The organism is Flavobacterium kochi (assembly GCF_048286715.1).
Taxonomy (GTDB): domain Bacteria; phylum Bacteroidota; class Bacteroidia; order Flavobacteriales; family Flavobacteriaceae; genus Flavobacterium.
This window is the reverse complement of the sequence record NZ_JBLVPW010000005.1, coordinates 180,562-196,951: the sequence shown is the minus strand read 5'-3', so window position 1 is coordinate 196,951 and position 16,390 is coordinate 180,562. Positions and strand designations below refer to the sequence as shown.

The following is a 16,390-nucleotide window of genomic DNA, read 5'->3' as shown; positions in this document are numbered from 1 at the left end:
CAGTTAAAAAAAAATGTTATCAAATTTGAAACCAATAAAGAAAGTTTAAATTGGCAGGATTTCTTTTTTAAAAGCTTTAAGGAGATCTTTGGAAAGCGAAACGGGTATAGCGACAGTGCAAGCTGAATGGTGGAGTACCTTGTTTTATTCTATTGAGGTCATAAAAAAATCCCAACCTGGCTTTCCAGAGATGGGATTTGATTTTATCGGTATTTGTCATTTAACCCAATGTTTTCTATAATCATTGGCTTTATTTTTTCGATTCGGGAATGTTTGGTTTCTTCTCTTTTTGCCGTTTCAATATACTCTAGGAATTCCTTTTGTTTGTAAGGAGAGAATTTTAGAAAAGCTTCCACTAAATTTGTATCAGCGTCTAATTCCTTTTGTAAAAGTTCAGAAACTATTTTTTTTCCTTTTTCAGGTTTAAGATTTTTTCCTTGTTTTTCATTTTCAATGACTTCATGGATATAATGTAGCACTACAGCCTCATCGACTTCTTCTTTTGATGAAAAACGCCATTGACGTAATGATTTAGTAACGCCTTCCTGCGCATTAACCAAAACCTGTTTTTCATCTTTAAGAAAAACACCATTAAAAAACCAAATAGTGAAATAGTTTTTGAACCCTCCAATTCCGAGCACATTTTTACTATTGAGTACATAAACAGAACCGCCCCATTTCGTGGTTTCAATAAGTTCTGTTTGAGCAATAATTGATTTCAGAAATTCTAGTTCTTCCGACCAATTATTGACTTTGTCCCAGATCGTTGTATTGGTTTTAGGTGGCTCCAATTATTTTTTCTTTTTAGCTGTTTCTTCCGTTTTAGTGAAATCACCTGCCGCAGTCAATTCAATAATTTTTACAATTACGTTAACTGCTTTTTGCATGCTTTCTACAGGGACATATTCATATTTTCCGTGAAAATTATGACCGCCGGCAAAAATATTTGGACAAGGCAACCCTTTATACGATAATTGAGAACCATCTGTTCCGCCACGAATAGCTTTTATAAGTGGTTTTATGTCCAATTGTCTCATAGCCTTTTCTGCAATATCCACAATGTGTTTTACTGGTAAAACCTTTTCTTTCATATTGTAATATTGGTCTTTTATCTCAGTAATAACAATATCTTCGCCAAATTGTTTCGCAAATTTCTTATTGATTTTTCGAGTAATTTTTTCGATTAATTCTTTGCGTTTTTCAAACTTTTTCTTGTTATGATCCCGAATGATAAGTTCCAATACCGTTTCTTCAATGCTTCCCGTTAAATGATGCACATGGAAAAAACCTTCATAACCTCTAGTTTCTTGGGGTGTTTCCTCTTTTGGTAATTCATTTATAAAATCGTTGGCAATCAACATGGAATTAATCATTTTGCCTTTAGCATATCCTGGATGAACGCTTTTGCCTTTGAAAATGATTTTGGCGCCAGCCGCATTAAAATTTTCATATTCCAATTCGCCTACTTGGCTACCATCCATAGTGTAGGCCCATTCAGCTCCAAATTTGTCCACATCAAAATGGTGAGCACCACGACCTATTTCTTCGTCTGGTGTAAAGCCGACTCTAATTTTTCCGTGTTTGATATCTGGATTTTTGATAAGGAATTCCATTGCGGTAACAATTTCGGTAATTCCTGCTTTATCATCGGCTCCCAACAGGGTTGTTCCGTCGGTGGTAATCAAAGTTTGCCCTTTGTAAAGCAACAAATCTTTAAAATAAGCAGGTGATAGTACAATATTTTTATCGGCATTTAACACAATATCTTTGCCATCATAATTAGCAACAATTTGAGGTTTCACATTGGCACCGCTAAAATCTGGAGAAGTATCAAAGTGAGAAATAAACCCAATCGTAGGCACCTGATGCTCTACATTACTTGGCAAAGTAGCCATGATATAGGCTTTGTCGTCTATTGTCACTTCTTGCATTCCAATAGCTTTCAATTCCTCAACTAGTTTGTTGGCTAAATTCCATTGTTTTTCAGTGCTGGGTGTGGTTTCTGAGTTGGGATCAGATTCTGTATCTATGGTTGCGTAACTGACAAAACGGTCAATAATATGTTGCATAAAAGGTTTTTTAATGAAAGACAAATATACAGTTTATTTAGAGAATCATTCCGGCCTGGATGGGTTTGTCTTTTCTTTATTTCTATTAAAACGAAACGGAATGAATACGCTAAAAACCTAAGATTTGATTAAATACTTAACATAATAAATGAAGAAATGACATGCTTTTCCAATGATTATAATAGCTAGAATTTGTCCTAAACTGCTTCAGAAGATTTGTAGCTTTTATTGCACTGAACTTTTCTTCATTTCTTGCAATATTGCAATAATCACATCTAATTTTTCTACCTCTAATTTATTCAATTTTAGCGTCAAAGCTTCAATTTCAAGTTTCGCCTCTATATTCGTTTGGTAATCCGCCTGTGCTTGTACCCTGTCTCTATCACTTTGTCTGTTTTGCGACATCATAATAATAGGTGCAGCATATGCTGCCTGTGTTGAAAAAAGAAGATTTAGTAAAATAAATGGATATACATCCCAGTGATACATAAAGCCAACCAGGTTTAATGCCATCCAAAGCATTACTAAAATGGTTTGAACAATAATAAATTTCCATGAACCCATTCCTTTTGCCACTGAATCCGCTAAACGGCTGCCAACGCTTAATGTTTCAATGTGTTTTTCGTGCCAGTTTTTGTGATTAATCATAGGTATAACATTTAGTTTAATTTAAAAAAGAGTTTAATTATAATATTAAAATTAAGTTTAACGAATTGTTGCCCTTAGATGAAAATCCTGCATTTATCCAAAGGCTATAAACATTTAACTGAAATGTATTTAGAGTAAATATATGTGTTTTAGCGGATACAAAAAATCTTATAAGGGATCAGTTTTTTTAGTTTAATATAAAACACGAACAGTAATTAATTAAAGTATCCTATAGTTTTGAAGATAAGACGGTTAGTATTGGTTTGCGATTTAATAAAAAGGTAATGGCATTTATGCAGTTAATGATTGTTTCCAAATAAATGAAAATGATTTGTAAAATTATTTTCCAAATATTTAATTATCGAATAGATAGTTCTATTTTTGCAGCACCAACACAACAACCATGTATAAATTACTTATTCGCCCGGTACTTTTTTGTTTTGATCCCGAAAAGGTTCACTATTTTACTTTTTCATTGATCCGTTTCTTGTCTAAAATTCCGGGATTTTCATTTGTTTTTAAATTGCTATACGAGGTAAATGACCCAAGATTAGAAACCGAAGTTTTTGGATTAAAATTTAAAAATCCGGTAGGTTTAGCTGCTGGTTTTGATAAAGATGCCAAGTTGTATAAAGAATTATCCAGCTTTGGTTTTGGTTTTATCGAAATAGGTACTCTTACCCCAAAAGGACAGGAAGGAAACCCTAAAAAGCGTTTGTTCCGTCTTAAAGAGGATAACGCGATTATCAATAGAATGGGATTTAATAATGGTGGTGTTCAGGAAGCTGTAGCACGATTGAAAAGCAATAAAGATGTTTTAATCGGTGGAAATATTGGAAAAAACAAGCTGACACCAAATGAAGAAGCAACTTCAGATTACGAAATTTGTTTTGAAGCTTTATATGATTATGTGGACTATTTTGTGGTGAATGTGAGTTCTCCAAATACGCCGAATCTTCGTGCTTTACAAGACAAGGAGCCGTTGACACAATTATTACAAACATTGCAAAATAAGAATTTGGCCAAGCCAAAGCAAAAACCAATTCTCCTGAAAATTGCTCCCGATTTAACCGATGAGCAATTACTGGACATTATAGCTATTATCAAAGAAACTAAAATCGCAGGGGTTATTGCAACTAATACCACCATTTCACGGGAAGGATTACAATCGGAAAACAAATCAGAAATGGGCGGGTTGTCAGGAAAACCATTGGCAAAACGTTCTACCGAAGTGATCCGATTTTTATCAGAAAAAAGCAATAAAGCCTTCCCAATTATTGGAGTAGGAGGAATCCATTCTGCTGACGATGCTATAGAAAAACTAGAAGCGGGGGCCTGTTTGGTGCAATTGTATACCGGCTTTATTTATGAAGGGCCAGCTTTAGTAAAAGCAATAAACAAGAAAATTTTGGAAAGATTGCAGTAATCCGGATGCTACTAAAGACCTGTCACGATTGCGATTCCGAAACTCAATAGTGTACCAATAAAGACCTATTCAGTAAGTCCCTGTTTTTTTTTGCTTCTCGTCCAAAGTTTAGATGGCAGGTTTCTGTCACAATGATTATATTTATCATATTTCAAATATAATTAAAAAATGATGTCCCGTTTAAAAAATTAAAAAGCTATTTATTGCCAAATTAAGTGCTATTTTAATTGTTACTAAAAGATGTAATAATATCAATGCAATGAAATTTAAAATTCATAATTGTTTTTCTATCTTTGGTTTTCTATGGAGCCAATAAAAATTATAGAATGTCCACGTGATGCCATGCAAGGTATTAAACAATTTATTCCGACAGAACGAAAGGTGTCTTACATACAATCGTTATTGCGCGTAGGATTTGATACCATAGATTTTGGGAGTTTTGTTTCGCCAAAAGCGATTCCGCAAATGCAGGATACCGCAGCAGTTCTGGCACAGCTTGATTTGTCTCAGACCAGCAGCAAACTTCTTGCAATTATTGCCAATACACAAGGTGCTTCTCTGGCTTCTGTTCATCCTGAAATACACTATTTAGGTTTTCCGTTTTCAATTTCTGAGAATTTTCAAATGCGAAATACACACAAAACAATAGCAGAATCTTTAATCACGTTACAAGAAATTCTGGAAATTGCCTATAAAAGCAATAAAGAAGTGGTGGCCTATCTTTCTATGGGTTTTGGTAATCCCTATGGTGATCCATGGAGCACGGAAATAGTAGGTGAATGGACGCAAAAATTATCTGATATGGGAGTTAAAATTCTTTCGCTTTCGGATACGGTGGGTAGTTCAACACCAAATGTGATTTCCTATTTATTTTCCAATTTAATTCCAAAATATCCTGAAATAGAGTTTGGCGCTCATCTTCATACCACACCTGATAAGTGGTTTGAGAAAATAGATGCCGCTTACAAAGCCGGTTGCCGTCGTTTTGACGGTGCTATTCAAGGCTTTGGCGGGTGTCCAATGGCAACGGATGACTTAACAGGGAATATGCCTACGGAGAAATTATTGTCTTATTTCACTTCGCAAAAGGAAAATACAAATGTTAGTCCGATGAGTTTTGAAAGTGCTTATAATGAGGCTTCTAAGTTGTTTGGAGCGTTTCATTAAAAAAAAAGAAGTATTTTAGATTTAAAATAGTGACAAATAATAATAAAAAGAAGAACTTTGATGTGTTCGCAATTTAGTAGTTATGAGATTTATTTTAACAAATAATAAAATGAAACCACTGGTGTTTAATAGGGTTTTAGGAATGCTAATTCCGGTACTGCTTTTCTTTTCATGTACAAGTGATCTTGACTTTAATCAGGTCAATGATTTGAAATTAGAACCTGTTTTTATTACGAATTTAGCCTATTTTGACGTTCCCGCAAATCAATTTGTTACGAATGGTGTAGAACAGACTTTAACGGTTGACACACCAACGATTGATATTTTTAATGATGCTTTTTTTAAAGACAATTTAACAAAAGCCGAATTCTATTTTGAAATCAATAATACTATAACTAGAGCCTATACTTTAGATCTGGTCTATCTGGACAAAAATAATCAGACTCTATATTCTACTACCTTTGCTATACCCGCTTATACTGGTGTCGAAAACCTGGTCCGTAAAACTGATGTATTTGCAAATGCTAAACTTGATTTATTAAAAAGAACCACTAAAATTGCTTTCATTCTTAAAATGCTTCCCGGTCCTGTTTTAAGTGAGAGCAGCACAGGGAGTTTAAAATTACGTTCAAGTGTAACCGCTTATTTAATTGTAGAATGAAAAAAATAATTTTGCTTTTTGTTCTATTTGTATCGGCCGAATGTATTTCTCAAAACAAACAAATTTTATATAATTTCACTTCAGTACCGCAGTCTTTAATGACAAATCCGGGTTCTGATGTGAAGTACAAGTGGTATTTTGGAATTCCCTTATTATCTGGTATTTCCGCCAACATAGGCTCGAGCGGATTCTCGGCTTATGATTTATTTGCAAATGACGGGGTTGATTTTAATGTAAAATTGCGAAATGTAGTATTCTCAACTACCAGAAGGGATAAAGCTACAATAAATGAGCAAATAGAATTATTCAATGGTGGTTTTAAAATAGGGGACTGGCAAGACAAAGCATATATTTCTTTTGGGATGTACCACGAATTTGATTTTCTGAGTTTCATGCCGAAAGATTTAGCCATACTTGCTTTGGATGGGAATAAAAATTATTTGGGAAAAGTGTTTGATTTGGGGGATTTAAACGTAAAGGCTGAAATGCTTTCGGTTCTTCATATCGGATATCATAAGAATATAAATGAAAATTTAATTATTGGGGTTAGAGGAAAGATTTATTCCAGCGCTTTTAATGCTACATCGACTAAAAATGCTGGATATATTTATACCATTCCTTCTAATAATGGCATATACGAGCAAGTTATTTCTTCGAATTTAGAACTCAATACTTCTGGGATTTCAAAATATATTGATGAGAATTATTCAGGAGACGCAGCAAAAGATTTTTCTAAAAAAGCTTTTTTTGGAGGTGATTTAGGACTTGGTTTTGACGCCGGGCTGACCTATTATCCCAAAAAAAATATTCAGTTTACGGCAAGTATTGTTGACGTTGGATTTATAAAACATGCTAAAGATGTGGAGACTTTTACACTAAAAGGGTATTATAAATATGATGGGATAACTCCGAAATTTACAAATGGGAATTCAGGAGGAAATGTTTATCAGGAATTTAAAGACGCGATTCCATTAGATACACTATATACTAAATATACGACCTGGCGTCCGGCGAAGTTTAATTCATCTCTTCAATATTCGTTTGACGATTCAAGAAGTGAAGGCTGTAATTGCAGTGGCAGTGATTCCAGTTATAGAAATGCTATCGGCGCTCAATTATTTGTTATGTCAACTCCAAGGACGCCTTTTATAGCTTTTACGACTTATTACAGAAGGAATATTCTTAATAATTTGCAAATGAAAGCTACCTATACTTTAGATTCGTATTCTTATAAAAATATTGGATTGGGACTGTCCGCACAACTTGGAAAGCTCAATTTATATGCCCTGGCAGATAATCTGTTAGCCTATCATGACCTGTCGAAAGCCAATAGTCTTTCTTTTCAATTGGGACTTAATGTTATTTTTAAAGATCATGAGGGATTTTTTAAAGAGGAAAATTAGATTATTACCATATTGTCTTTTGTGTTGACGGAGTTTTAGGTATGATTTTTTCTTTGAAACCATTTGTGAATTTCTATCCAGAGCACCGAAGCAAATCCAACTAGAATACTCAAAACTATTTGAAAAGCAGAAACTCTTTCGAATTGAAAAAAATGAGCAAGTAGGGGAACAAACAGTAATAAAGCTGTGATTAGAATCGTTACCCCGATGATCATTAGGACTAAATTGTTTTTATATCGGATTGTGGTAACTATCGAATAATGGAAAGATCGGTTGGTAAGTGTCAGTAAAATATTTGCCGTAATCAGCGTAAGGAAAACGGTGGTTCTTGTCGCACTTTCGGAGCAATGTTCTGCCACGCAATAGCGATAGACGAATAAAAGTCCAATTGTAATTATTAGGCCTTGGACAATACTAATGGCAATCTCTTTAAGATTAAAAAAAGTATTGGTAATAGGTCTTGGTTTGAGTAACATCAAATTGGGCTCCATTGGTTCATTTTCATAAATGATAGAGCAGGTTGGCCCCATAATTATCTCTAGAAAAATGACATGAACCGGTGAAAAAATATTTGGGTAAATCCATTCTAATGCCAAAGGAATCAAGACAATCATGATGGTTGGGATGTGTATGGAAATGATGTATTGTATGGCTTTTTTTAGATTAATATATATATCTTCCCATAGCAATGGCATCTATCATTTTAGAAAAATCATCGTCAATAAGGATAAGATTGGCTGCCTGCTTGGCAATTTCGGTTCCTTTTTTACCCATGGCAATTCCTATATGTGCTGATTTTAAGGTACAAAGGTGCCTTCTTCTGTTTGAATGAAATCACCAACAACAATTTCCTCGCTTGGGATTTCGATAATTTCGCTGTTACGAATGACTTTACATTTGGGCTGAGATAATTTTTTGAGGGCTTCAATCGCATATCTGCTTTTTGATTCCTGATAAAGCGAAATAGCAGAAACCAATACTATAGCTGCGGCCATGAAAATTTCATTACCAAAATCTCCTGTAATAAAATAGGTGCTGGTTGCAGTTATAAGTAACAAAAACATAGGTTCTTTAATCATTTCGATTAAAGAAGTACAAAAATTATTTGTATCCTGATGAGAGATAGAATTAGAACCGTACTTTGCTCTTGATTGCAAAACTTCAGTATCTGAAAGTCCTTTTATTTCTTGTTTAGTTTCTGTCATTGGATAAGAATAAATCAAATTTATAGAGCGTAAACAGGTAGGAAAAACATCTAATTTAAATGCTTTAAACTGCAATTTAATCATTTATTATAATAGGTAGTGGTTTTTTGCTTAAGATTGTGTATATTTGCACGCAATTTAACTACAACTACAAATTGCAATGATCGCACACAATTCTAAGATTATCGGTGAAGGATTAACTTACGATGATGTACTATTAGTTCCCAATTACTCAAATGTTCTTCCACGCGAAGTGAGTATCCAATCAAAATTTTCAAGAAATATAACGCTTAACGTTCCTATTGTATCCGCAGCTATGGATACGGTTACCGAAAGTGCAATGGCTATTGCTATGGCGCAAGAAGGAGGGATTGGTGTTTTACATAAAAACATGACTATCGAGCAACAAGCTGCTAAAGTACGTAAAGTAAAACGTGCCGAGTCGGGGATGATTATAGATCCTGTGACTTTGCCGTTGACTTCGACTGTAGCCGATGCTAAAAATGCTATGAAAGAATTCGGGATTGGTGGTATTCCAATTGTTGATGAAAATAAAAAACTTAAGGGTATTGTTACCAATAGAGATTTACGTTTCGAAAAAAATAATGCCAGACCTATTATTGAGATAATGACAAGTGAAAACTTGGTAACAGTTGCCGAAGGAACTTCGCTGGAACAAGCTGAAGTTGTTTTGCAAGGGTATAAAATCGAAAAACTTCCAGTAGTAAATGCTGATTATAAATTAGTAGGTTTAATTACGTTTAGAGACATTACCAAATTGACTCAAAAACCAAATGCAAATAAAGACAAATATGGACGTTTACGCGTAGCGGCTGCATTAGGTGTTACTGCAGATGCTGTTGAAAGAGCTACTGCTTTGGTTAATGCGGGGGTAGATGCAGTTATAATCGATACCGCTCACGGACATACAAAAGGAGTGGTAGATGTACTGAAATTAGTTAAAGCTAAATTCCCTGAATTAGACGTTATTGTTGGTAATATTGCCACTGCTGAAGCAGCCAAATATCTTGTTGAAAATGGTGCGGATGGTGTGAAAGTTGGAATAGGACCTGGTTCTATTTGTACTACTCGCATCGTTGCAGGTGTTGGGTTTCCTCAATTTTCTGCAGTACTTGAAGTGGCTGCAGCAATTAAAGGCACTGGTGTTCCCGTAATTGCTGATGGGGGAATTCGGTATACAGGTGATATTCCCAAAGCTATTGCTGCGGGTGCGGATTGTGTGATGTTAGGTTCTTTACTAGCCGGAACAATGGAGTCTCCTGGAGAAACTATTATTTTCGAAGGAAGAAAATTCAAATCATACCGCGGAATGGGTTCTGTTGAAGCGATGCAGGAAGGATCTAAAGATCGTTATTTTCAGGATGTGGAAGATGATGTTAAGAAATTGGTGCCGGAAGGAATCGTGGGACGTGTTCCTTACAAAGGAGAATTGAATGAAAGCATGCAACAATTCATTGGTGGTCTTCGTGCCGGAATGGGTTATTGTGGGTCAAAAGATATTCCAACTTTGCAAGAAACGGGTCGTTTTGTTCGTATTACTGCAAGTGGAATCAACGAAAGTCATCCACATAATGTAACGATAACAAAAGAAGCTCCAAATTATTCAAGATAAAATAGTCTGAAGATAAAAATAAAAAAGTGCAAGGATTTATTTCTTGCACTTTTTTTAGGTCTAATTATGAACCAAATCGGCTAACAATTTTTTGTCACCTACAATCCAGAGGATGTCATTTTTCTCAAGAATAATATTCGATTCCGGATTAAGAATTCGGTTTCCTTTTTTTTCTATTCCTACAATCAGTCCACTAGTTTTTTCTCGTAATTGTGATTGACGGATACTTTTTCCAATGAATGCTTCGTTCTTCAATTCTATTTGTCGCAATACGATTTCAGTTTCGGATAATGCATCTGGAACATCTATTTCATGCTGGTCCAAATAGGATTTAAATGCTGCTACTTGAGAATCGGTTCCTATCACGCATATTTCATCGCCTGGAAATAAGCGTTCGTTTTTGTTGGGAATATTGATCATAATATCGCCTCGCTTGATAAATGCAATATTTATTCCTATTTGCTCTCTGATTTTTAATTCTTCCAATGTCTTTCCTGCAATGTTGGACTCATTTGCAATATCGAAAAAAGTCATGTGCCCATCCCAAGGGGATAAATCGCTTCGGCTTCTTTTGGCTTTTGTAATTTCTCGGGCATGTAGATTTTTTAAGAAATGATTTTCGATTTTATGATACTGTGCATTTAATCTTTTTTGAAAAGCAAAATAAACGGCTAACGCTACAATCAACGTGATGAAAGCAACAATTGGAGAAAAGAAAATATTTAAAAAAAAGCCGATGAAAAATATGGTAAGCAGTAATCTAAAAAGAAACATCATCACAATTGGCCCACGATATTTTCGTTCTTCCAGTAAAATGGCTACTTCATTTACTGCAACACGACGTAATGAAAGTGCCCATAGGAAAGGAGAAAGTACTACTAAAGTAATTAATGCTCCTAATACCTTACCAAATTTAAAATCAGTAACCAATGGCAAAAGATATTTCGATGAAAGTAAAATAGTAGCAAATATAATTACGGAGTAAACAACAACTTGAACGATATAAGCATTGATTACAATCTGCCAATTACTGACTGATTTAATGGCCTGTGCATTCGCACTATATCGTTCAATTTTTTTAGTCCATTTTCTGGGCAATTTTTTTGCCAAAAATTCTGAAAACGGAGTAGCCATTTTTATCATAAAAGGAGTGGTAAATGTCGTTACCGCCGAAACCGCTACCACTATAGGATACAAGAAAGAACTTGTTACATGTAGTGTCATTCCCAATGTTGCAATGATAAATGAAAATTCACCAATTTGTGACAAACTCATTCCCGTTTGTACCGATTGTTTTAAAGGTTGTCCGGAAAGCAATGCGCCAATTGTTGAACTTATCGACTGACCAAAAATAGTAACGAATGTCAAAATCATTACAGGAATTGCGTGCGCATACAGTGTTTGCGGATTAATTAACATTCCTACTGACACAAAGAAAATAGCTCCGAACAAATCCTTAACAGGCTTTACTAAATGTTCAATATGTTCTGCCTGCGTTGTTTCAGCAATGATTGAACCCATGATAAACGCACCAAGAGCTGGTGAAAAACCAACATCCGCCGCAAGAATTACCATCATCAAACATAAGGCGAGTGAAATAATAAGCAACATTTCATCTGACAATAAATGTTTCGCTCTTTTGAGTAGTGTTGGAATAAAAAAGATGCCTCCAACAAACCATATCGTTAAGAAGAATACTAATTTCAGAACGGATTGAAATAATTCTCCTCCTGAAAATTGTTGGCTCACTGCAACAGTAGAAAGTAAAACCATCATCAAAATGGCAATGATATCCTGAACAATAAGCGAACCTATTACTATTCCTGCAAACTTTTGTGCTTTTACACCCAATTCATCAAATGTTTTCAGAATAATTGTCGTTGACGAAATCGAAAGAATAACGCCTAAAAAGATACTGTCCATTTTTGACCAATCCATCCATTGTCCTACGATAAAACCAACAAGCACCATGGTCAAAATTTGAGTAATTGCGGTAATAGATGCAGTTCCGCCTACTTTCATCAGTTTCTTAAAACTGAATTCCAATCCTAAACTGAACAGTAAAAAGATCACTCCAATTTCTGCCCAAACCTCCACACTTTTAATATCTGTCACGGAAGGAAAAAAATCAAAATGATTTCCAGCCAAAAATCCAGCAATTAAATAACCCAAAACGAGCGGTTGCCTGATTTTTTTAAACAATAAAACAGCAACCCCTGCTGTCATGAGGATTAGTCCCAAATCGCTTATTAATGGCTTCAAGTGATGTGATGCTTCCGCTACTGCTGCTACTGTACTCATAGGTTTTTATTTTTAGAAGCTCTTCCAGCCCTGCATTTCAATCCCGAAGTTTTGGGACCCGCCCATAATCTTTTTTTTCGAGGATTTTCACTACCTGTCTGGGCTATTTTGCCAGAAGTATTTGTGTTTTTATAAAATTAATACATTTCACTGTTGCAATGAATGATATCTTATTTTAAATTGCTCAATTCAGATAAACTATAAAATGTCATATTATGCCGTTTGACATAATTGCAAATCAGTTTTAATGTTTCCATTTTGGTCTGATAATTGGCTGTAACATTCACGACGGGTTTATGACCAAACAATAGTAGGATTTTATGCTTTCGTTTGGCATAATCTAATAGTTTTATAAGATACGGAATGCTGAAATTAGGATGATCTGTATCAATGCCTATTGCAAAAACTAATTTTGTATTATTAAAATAGCAATTTTGGAAAAAAGGATCTTCAGCGCCGTAAGTTGTTCCTCTAATAATTTTAAATTTTTTTAAAAGGGCAACATCTGTATCAGGATTTCTAAAGCCAAAAGGATATGCAAATGAAGTTACTTTAAAGGAATAATAATGCATTAAAGCAAGCATTGGATTTATTTCCTGATTAATATAGGCGTCAATTCCATTTTTGGCAACATATTTAGGAGCATCAAAATGATGCAGGCCATGTCCTGAAATTTCATGACCTTCATTTTGCAATGCCAAAAGTTTAGTTATTTCGGAATGATTTAACGTATTGATTTTAGAAACGCAAAAAGTAGCTTTCCAGGAATACTTACGTAATGTTTTATCTGCCTGGTACCATTCATTTACACTGGTGTCGTCAAATGAGATTACAACGCCGGCATTAGAATCAGTGGTTTTGCTTTTTATATAAGGCTTTTTATTCTCGCAGGAAAATAAAAAAAAAGTGCAAAGTAATATGAATTTAAAGAGTTTTTTGTTCGTATTGCTTTGCACTTTGTAGTTGTTTTTTGTTTAAATACCCAAGAAATTACTTGGAGTGATTTGCATTAATTCTGCTTTAATTTCATTTGAAACTTCTAATGTTGCAATAAAACCATGAATTGCTTTTTTGTCAATCGCTTCATTGGTTCTTGTTAATCCTTTCAATGCTTCATAAGGATTAGGATAGGCTTCGCGACGTAAAATTGTTTGTATCGCTTCAGCAACAACCGCCCAGTTTTTTTCTAAATCTTCGTGAAATTTTGGTTCGTTCAATAACAATTTGTTTAATCCTTTCAAAGTAGCTTCAAAAGCGATTATGGTGTGTCCCATTGGTACACCAATATTTCTTAAAACCGTGCTGTCTGTTAAATCACGTTGTAATCTTGACAATGGTAATTTAGCTGATAAATGTTCAAAAATAGCATTTGCAATCCCTAAATTCCCTTCCGAATTTTCAAAATCAATAGGGTTTACTTTATGTGGCATCGCCGAAGAGCCAATCTCTCCCGCTTTGATTTTTTGCTTGAAATATTCCATTGAAACATACGTCCAAATATCTCTGTCTAAATCAATGATAATCGTATTTATTCTTTTTAAAGCATCAAAAAATGCTGCGAAATGATCATAATGTTCAATTTGTGTAGTGGGGAAGGAGTGGTGTAAACCCAGATTTTCTTCAACAAATTTCCTTCCAAAATTTCTCCAGTCAATTTGTGGATAGGCCACATGATGGGCATTGTAATTCCCTGTTGCACCGCCAAATTTAGCTGCAAAAGGAATATTAAACAACAAACGCATTTGTTCTTCCAGACGTTCTACAAAAACACAAATTTCTTTACCCAAACGAGTTGGAGAAGCAGGCTGTCCATGTGTACGGGCAAGCATAGGAATGTCCTTCCATTCCATACTTAAATCTTTCAGCTTTGAAGTTAAAGTAATCAAAGAAGGCATGTATACTTTTTCGAAAGCTTCTTTTGTAGAAAGCGGAATTGCAGTATTATTAATGTCCTGAGAAGTCAATCCAAAGTGAATAAACTCTTTGAATTGTGACAAACCTAATTTCTCAAAAGCATCTTTAATGAAATATTCAACCGCTTTTACATCGTGATTGGTTACTTTTTCGGTTTCTTTTATCCAAAGTGCATCCTGGGTAGAGAAATTTTTATAAATGTTGCGTAAGCTTTCGAATAAATTCGGGTTTACATTTTTAAGTTGTGGCAAAGGAACTTCGCACAAAGCAATAAAATATTCAATTTCAACTAATACGCGGTATTTGATTAAAGCTTCTTCAGAGAAAAATGGAGCCAGCGAAATAGTCTTGTTTCTATATCTTCCGTCTATTGGCGATATAGCATTCAATTCGTTTAAAGTAGTCATTGTTGTGTTGTTTGTTCGAAAGGCACAAATATAAACCTTTCGCGACAAAATAGAAAACGAATGGTTTTTAAATAAAGCCGATTAGCTTCTTTTTTAGTATTTTCACTCCCTTAGAAGCCACTTCAGGAATCACATCTAATGGATTTCGGAGATTCGGGATCTTTATGGGTTTTGGATCAATATAAAAAATAGGTGTTTCTTGAGTTGTGAAATCGATTAATCCTGCAGCAGGATAGACTTGCAACGAAGTGCCGATGACAGCAAAATAATCCGCTTTTTGTGTTATTGCAATTGCTTCGTCAAGTGCTGGAACGGCTTCTCCAAACCAGACAATATGGGGTCTTAGTTGGTTTTGATTGTTATCGAAATCGCCAAAATTCAAATCATCTTGCCAATCCAGGATGTAGTTAACATTTTTAGAGCTTCTCACTTTCAATAATTCGCCATGAAGGTGTAGGACGTTAGAGCTTCCAGCACGTTCGTGTAGATCATCTACATTTTGGGTAATAATATATACGTCAAATTCATTTTCTAATTCTGCTAAAATTTGATGTCCTCTATTCGGTTGGACTTCTTTGAGTTGTTTTCGTCTTTGATTATAAAAATCAAGCACTAAAGCCGGATTTTTATGCCAACCTTCGGGTGTTGCAACATCCATAACGTTATGACCTTCCCAAAGCCCGTCGCTATCACGAAAAGTTTTAATACCACTTTCAGCACTTATTCCCGCTCCTGTTAAAACCACTAATTTCTTTTTCATTTGTACAATGCATTAAGAGAATAAAGCTAGTCTTTTTTAGTATTTTTACCAAAAAAACACCCATAATGATTGATATCGATTATCTTAATTTTCTAGAAAATATCCTTACCGAAAACCGAAAAGAAAAATTTCTGAAAGTATTGGAAAACAGAACCAATCATTTTACTATTGCCGTTGAAGATATTTTTCAGATGCACAATACCAGTGCGGTAATGCGCAGTTGTGAAGTTTTCGGAATTCAGGAATTGAATGTCATTGAACAGCGTTACGGAAAAAGTATCGATAAGGAAATTGCGATGGGTGCTCAAAAATGGGTTGATATTAATACATTTGACAGTATAGTCAACTGTGTGGATACATTAAAAAGTAAAGGCTATCAGATTATTGCCACTACACCTCATGAAAATGATTGTCTGCTAGAGGATTTTGATATCTCAAAACCGAGTGCTTTGTTTTTTGGAACAGAAAGAGACGGATTGTCTGAAGAAATTTTACAACGCGCTGATGGTTTTCTGAAAATTCCGATGGTTGGTTTTACGGAGAGTTTGAATATCTCGGTTTCAGCGGCAATCATTATTCAAAATTTGACGAATCGATTGCGTAATTCAAACCTGGACTGGCATTTATCCGAAGAAGAAATTTTGGTAAAAAGATTAGCGTGGGCCAAGAATTCGATAAAAGATATTAAAAGAATAGAGGAACGGTATTTTGCGGAAAATGTGAAATAATTTCGATAATACACTTCTTAATTAGGATCAAATGAAAAATCCCCAACTACTTTCGTAATTAGGGATTT

15 protein-coding genes are annotated in these 16,390 nt (G+C 34.7%); 6 read left to right on the top strand and 9 right to left on the bottom strand.

Translation table 11 applies throughout. The features are described from left to right. Positions 1-203 precede the first annotated feature (203 nt). The 3 genes from ACNQGH_RS06510 to ACNQGH_RS06500 form a co-directional block, all read right to left on the bottom strand. Positions 204-791 (bottom strand): YdeI/OmpD-associated family protein, encoded by a 588-nt coding sequence (locus ACNQGH_RS06510; protein WP_417955172.1) that lies wholly within the window; start codon positions 789-791, stop codon positions 204-206. Then, the gene (gene pepT, locus ACNQGH_RS06505) at positions 792-2,069 is read right to left on the bottom strand and encodes a peptidase T (RefSeq protein ID WP_417955171.1); all 1,278 of its coding nucleotides are present in this window, start codon (positions 2,067-2,069) and stop codon (positions 792-794) included. A gap of 225 nt (positions 2,070-2,294) precedes the next feature. After that, complete coding sequence (locus ACNQGH_RS06500) at positions 2,295-2,717, bottom strand: DUF1003 domain-containing protein (RefSeq protein WP_417955170.1); 423 nt, start codon at positions 2,715-2,717, stop codon at positions 2,295-2,297. A gap of 403 nt (positions 2,718-3,120) precedes the next feature. Here ACNQGH_RS06500 and ACNQGH_RS06495 point away from each other — a divergent pair, with 403 nt between their 5' ends. From ACNQGH_RS06495 to ACNQGH_RS06480, 4 genes are all read left to right on the top strand, one after another. After that, positions 3,121-4,143 (top strand): quinone-dependent dihydroorotate dehydrogenase, encoded by a 1,023-nt coding sequence (locus tag ACNQGH_RS06495; protein ID WP_417955169.1) that lies wholly within the window; start codon positions 3,121-3,123, stop codon positions 4,141-4,143. A 303-nt stretch (positions 4,144-4,446) separates the two neighbouring features. Next, positions 4,447-5,310 carry a hydroxymethylglutaryl-CoA lyase gene (locus tag ACNQGH_RS06490; RefSeq protein ID WP_417955168.1) on the top strand — a complete coding sequence of 288 codons (864 nt, stop codon included), beginning with the start codon at positions 4,447-4,449 and terminating at the stop codon, positions 5,308-5,310. 109 nt (positions 5,311-5,419) lie between these two features. Next, entirely contained in the window at positions 5,420-5,971 is a 552-nt protein-coding gene (locus ACNQGH_RS06485; protein WP_417955167.1) for a hypothetical protein, read from the top strand. Continuing rightward, entirely contained in the window at positions 5,968-7,374 is a 1,407-nt protein-coding gene (locus tag ACNQGH_RS06480) for a DUF5723 family protein (RefSeq protein WP_417955166.1), read from the top strand. Before ACNQGH_RS06485 ends, ACNQGH_RS06480 begins: the two co-directional genes overlap by 4 nt. Positions 7,375-7,409: 35 nt before the next feature. Here ACNQGH_RS06480 and ACNQGH_RS06475 read toward each other — a convergent pair whose 3' ends face one another. Together ACNQGH_RS06475 and ACNQGH_RS06470 are read right to left on the bottom strand one after the other, a co-directional pair. Beyond that, a complete protein-coding gene (locus ACNQGH_RS06475) occupies positions 7,410-8,069 on the bottom strand; it encodes a cation transporting ATPase C-terminal domain-containing protein (RefSeq protein ID WP_417955165.1) in 660 nt (219 codons plus the stop codon). A gap of 102 nt (positions 8,070-8,171) precedes the next feature. Beyond that, positions 8,172-8,579, bottom strand: coding sequence for a cation-transporting P-type ATPase (locus tag ACNQGH_RS06470; RefSeq protein WP_417955164.1), 408 nt, complete (start codon positions 8,577-8,579; stop codon positions 8,172-8,174). 160 nt (positions 8,580-8,739) lie between these two features. On the opposite strand from ACNQGH_RS06470, the gene guaB reads away from it, so the two are divergent. After that, positions 8,740-10,212, top strand: coding sequence for an IMP dehydrogenase (gene guaB, locus ACNQGH_RS06465; RefSeq protein WP_417955163.1), 1,473 nt, complete (start codon positions 8,740-8,742; stop codon positions 10,210-10,212). A gap of 60 nt (positions 10,213-10,272) precedes the next feature. Here guaB and ACNQGH_RS06460 read toward each other — a convergent pair whose 3' ends face one another. The 4 genes from ACNQGH_RS06460 to ACNQGH_RS06445 form a co-directional block, all read right to left on the bottom strand. Further along, positions 10,273-12,513: a cation:proton antiporter domain-containing protein gene (locus tag ACNQGH_RS06460; RefSeq protein WP_417955162.1), complete on the bottom strand. Its 2,241-nt coding sequence runs from the start codon at positions 12,511-12,513 to the stop codon at positions 10,273-10,275. A 170-nt stretch (positions 12,514-12,683) separates the two neighbouring features. Then, complete coding sequence (locus tag ACNQGH_RS06455) at positions 12,684-13,469, bottom strand: polysaccharide deacetylase family protein (RefSeq protein WP_417955161.1); 786 nt, start codon at positions 13,467-13,469, stop codon at positions 12,684-12,686. An 18-nt stretch (positions 13,470-13,487) separates the two neighbouring features. Further along, a complete protein-coding gene (gene purB / locus ACNQGH_RS06450) occupies positions 13,488-14,834 on the bottom strand; it encodes an adenylosuccinate lyase (protein WP_417955160.1) in 1,347 nt (448 codons plus the stop codon). 67 nt (positions 14,835-14,901) lie between these two features. Further along, on the bottom strand, positions 14,902-15,594 hold the full coding sequence (locus ACNQGH_RS06445) for an SIR2 family NAD-dependent protein deacylase (RefSeq protein ID WP_417955159.1): 693 nt from the start codon (positions 15,592-15,594) through the stop codon (positions 14,902-14,904). A gap of 65 nt (positions 15,595-15,659) precedes the next feature. Between ACNQGH_RS06445 and ACNQGH_RS06440 the strand changes: the two genes are divergently transcribed. Next, entirely contained in the window at positions 15,660-16,322 is a 663-nt protein-coding gene (locus ACNQGH_RS06440; RefSeq protein ID WP_417955158.1) for a TrmH family RNA methyltransferase, read from the top strand. Positions 16,323-16,390: the final 68 nt, after the last annotated feature.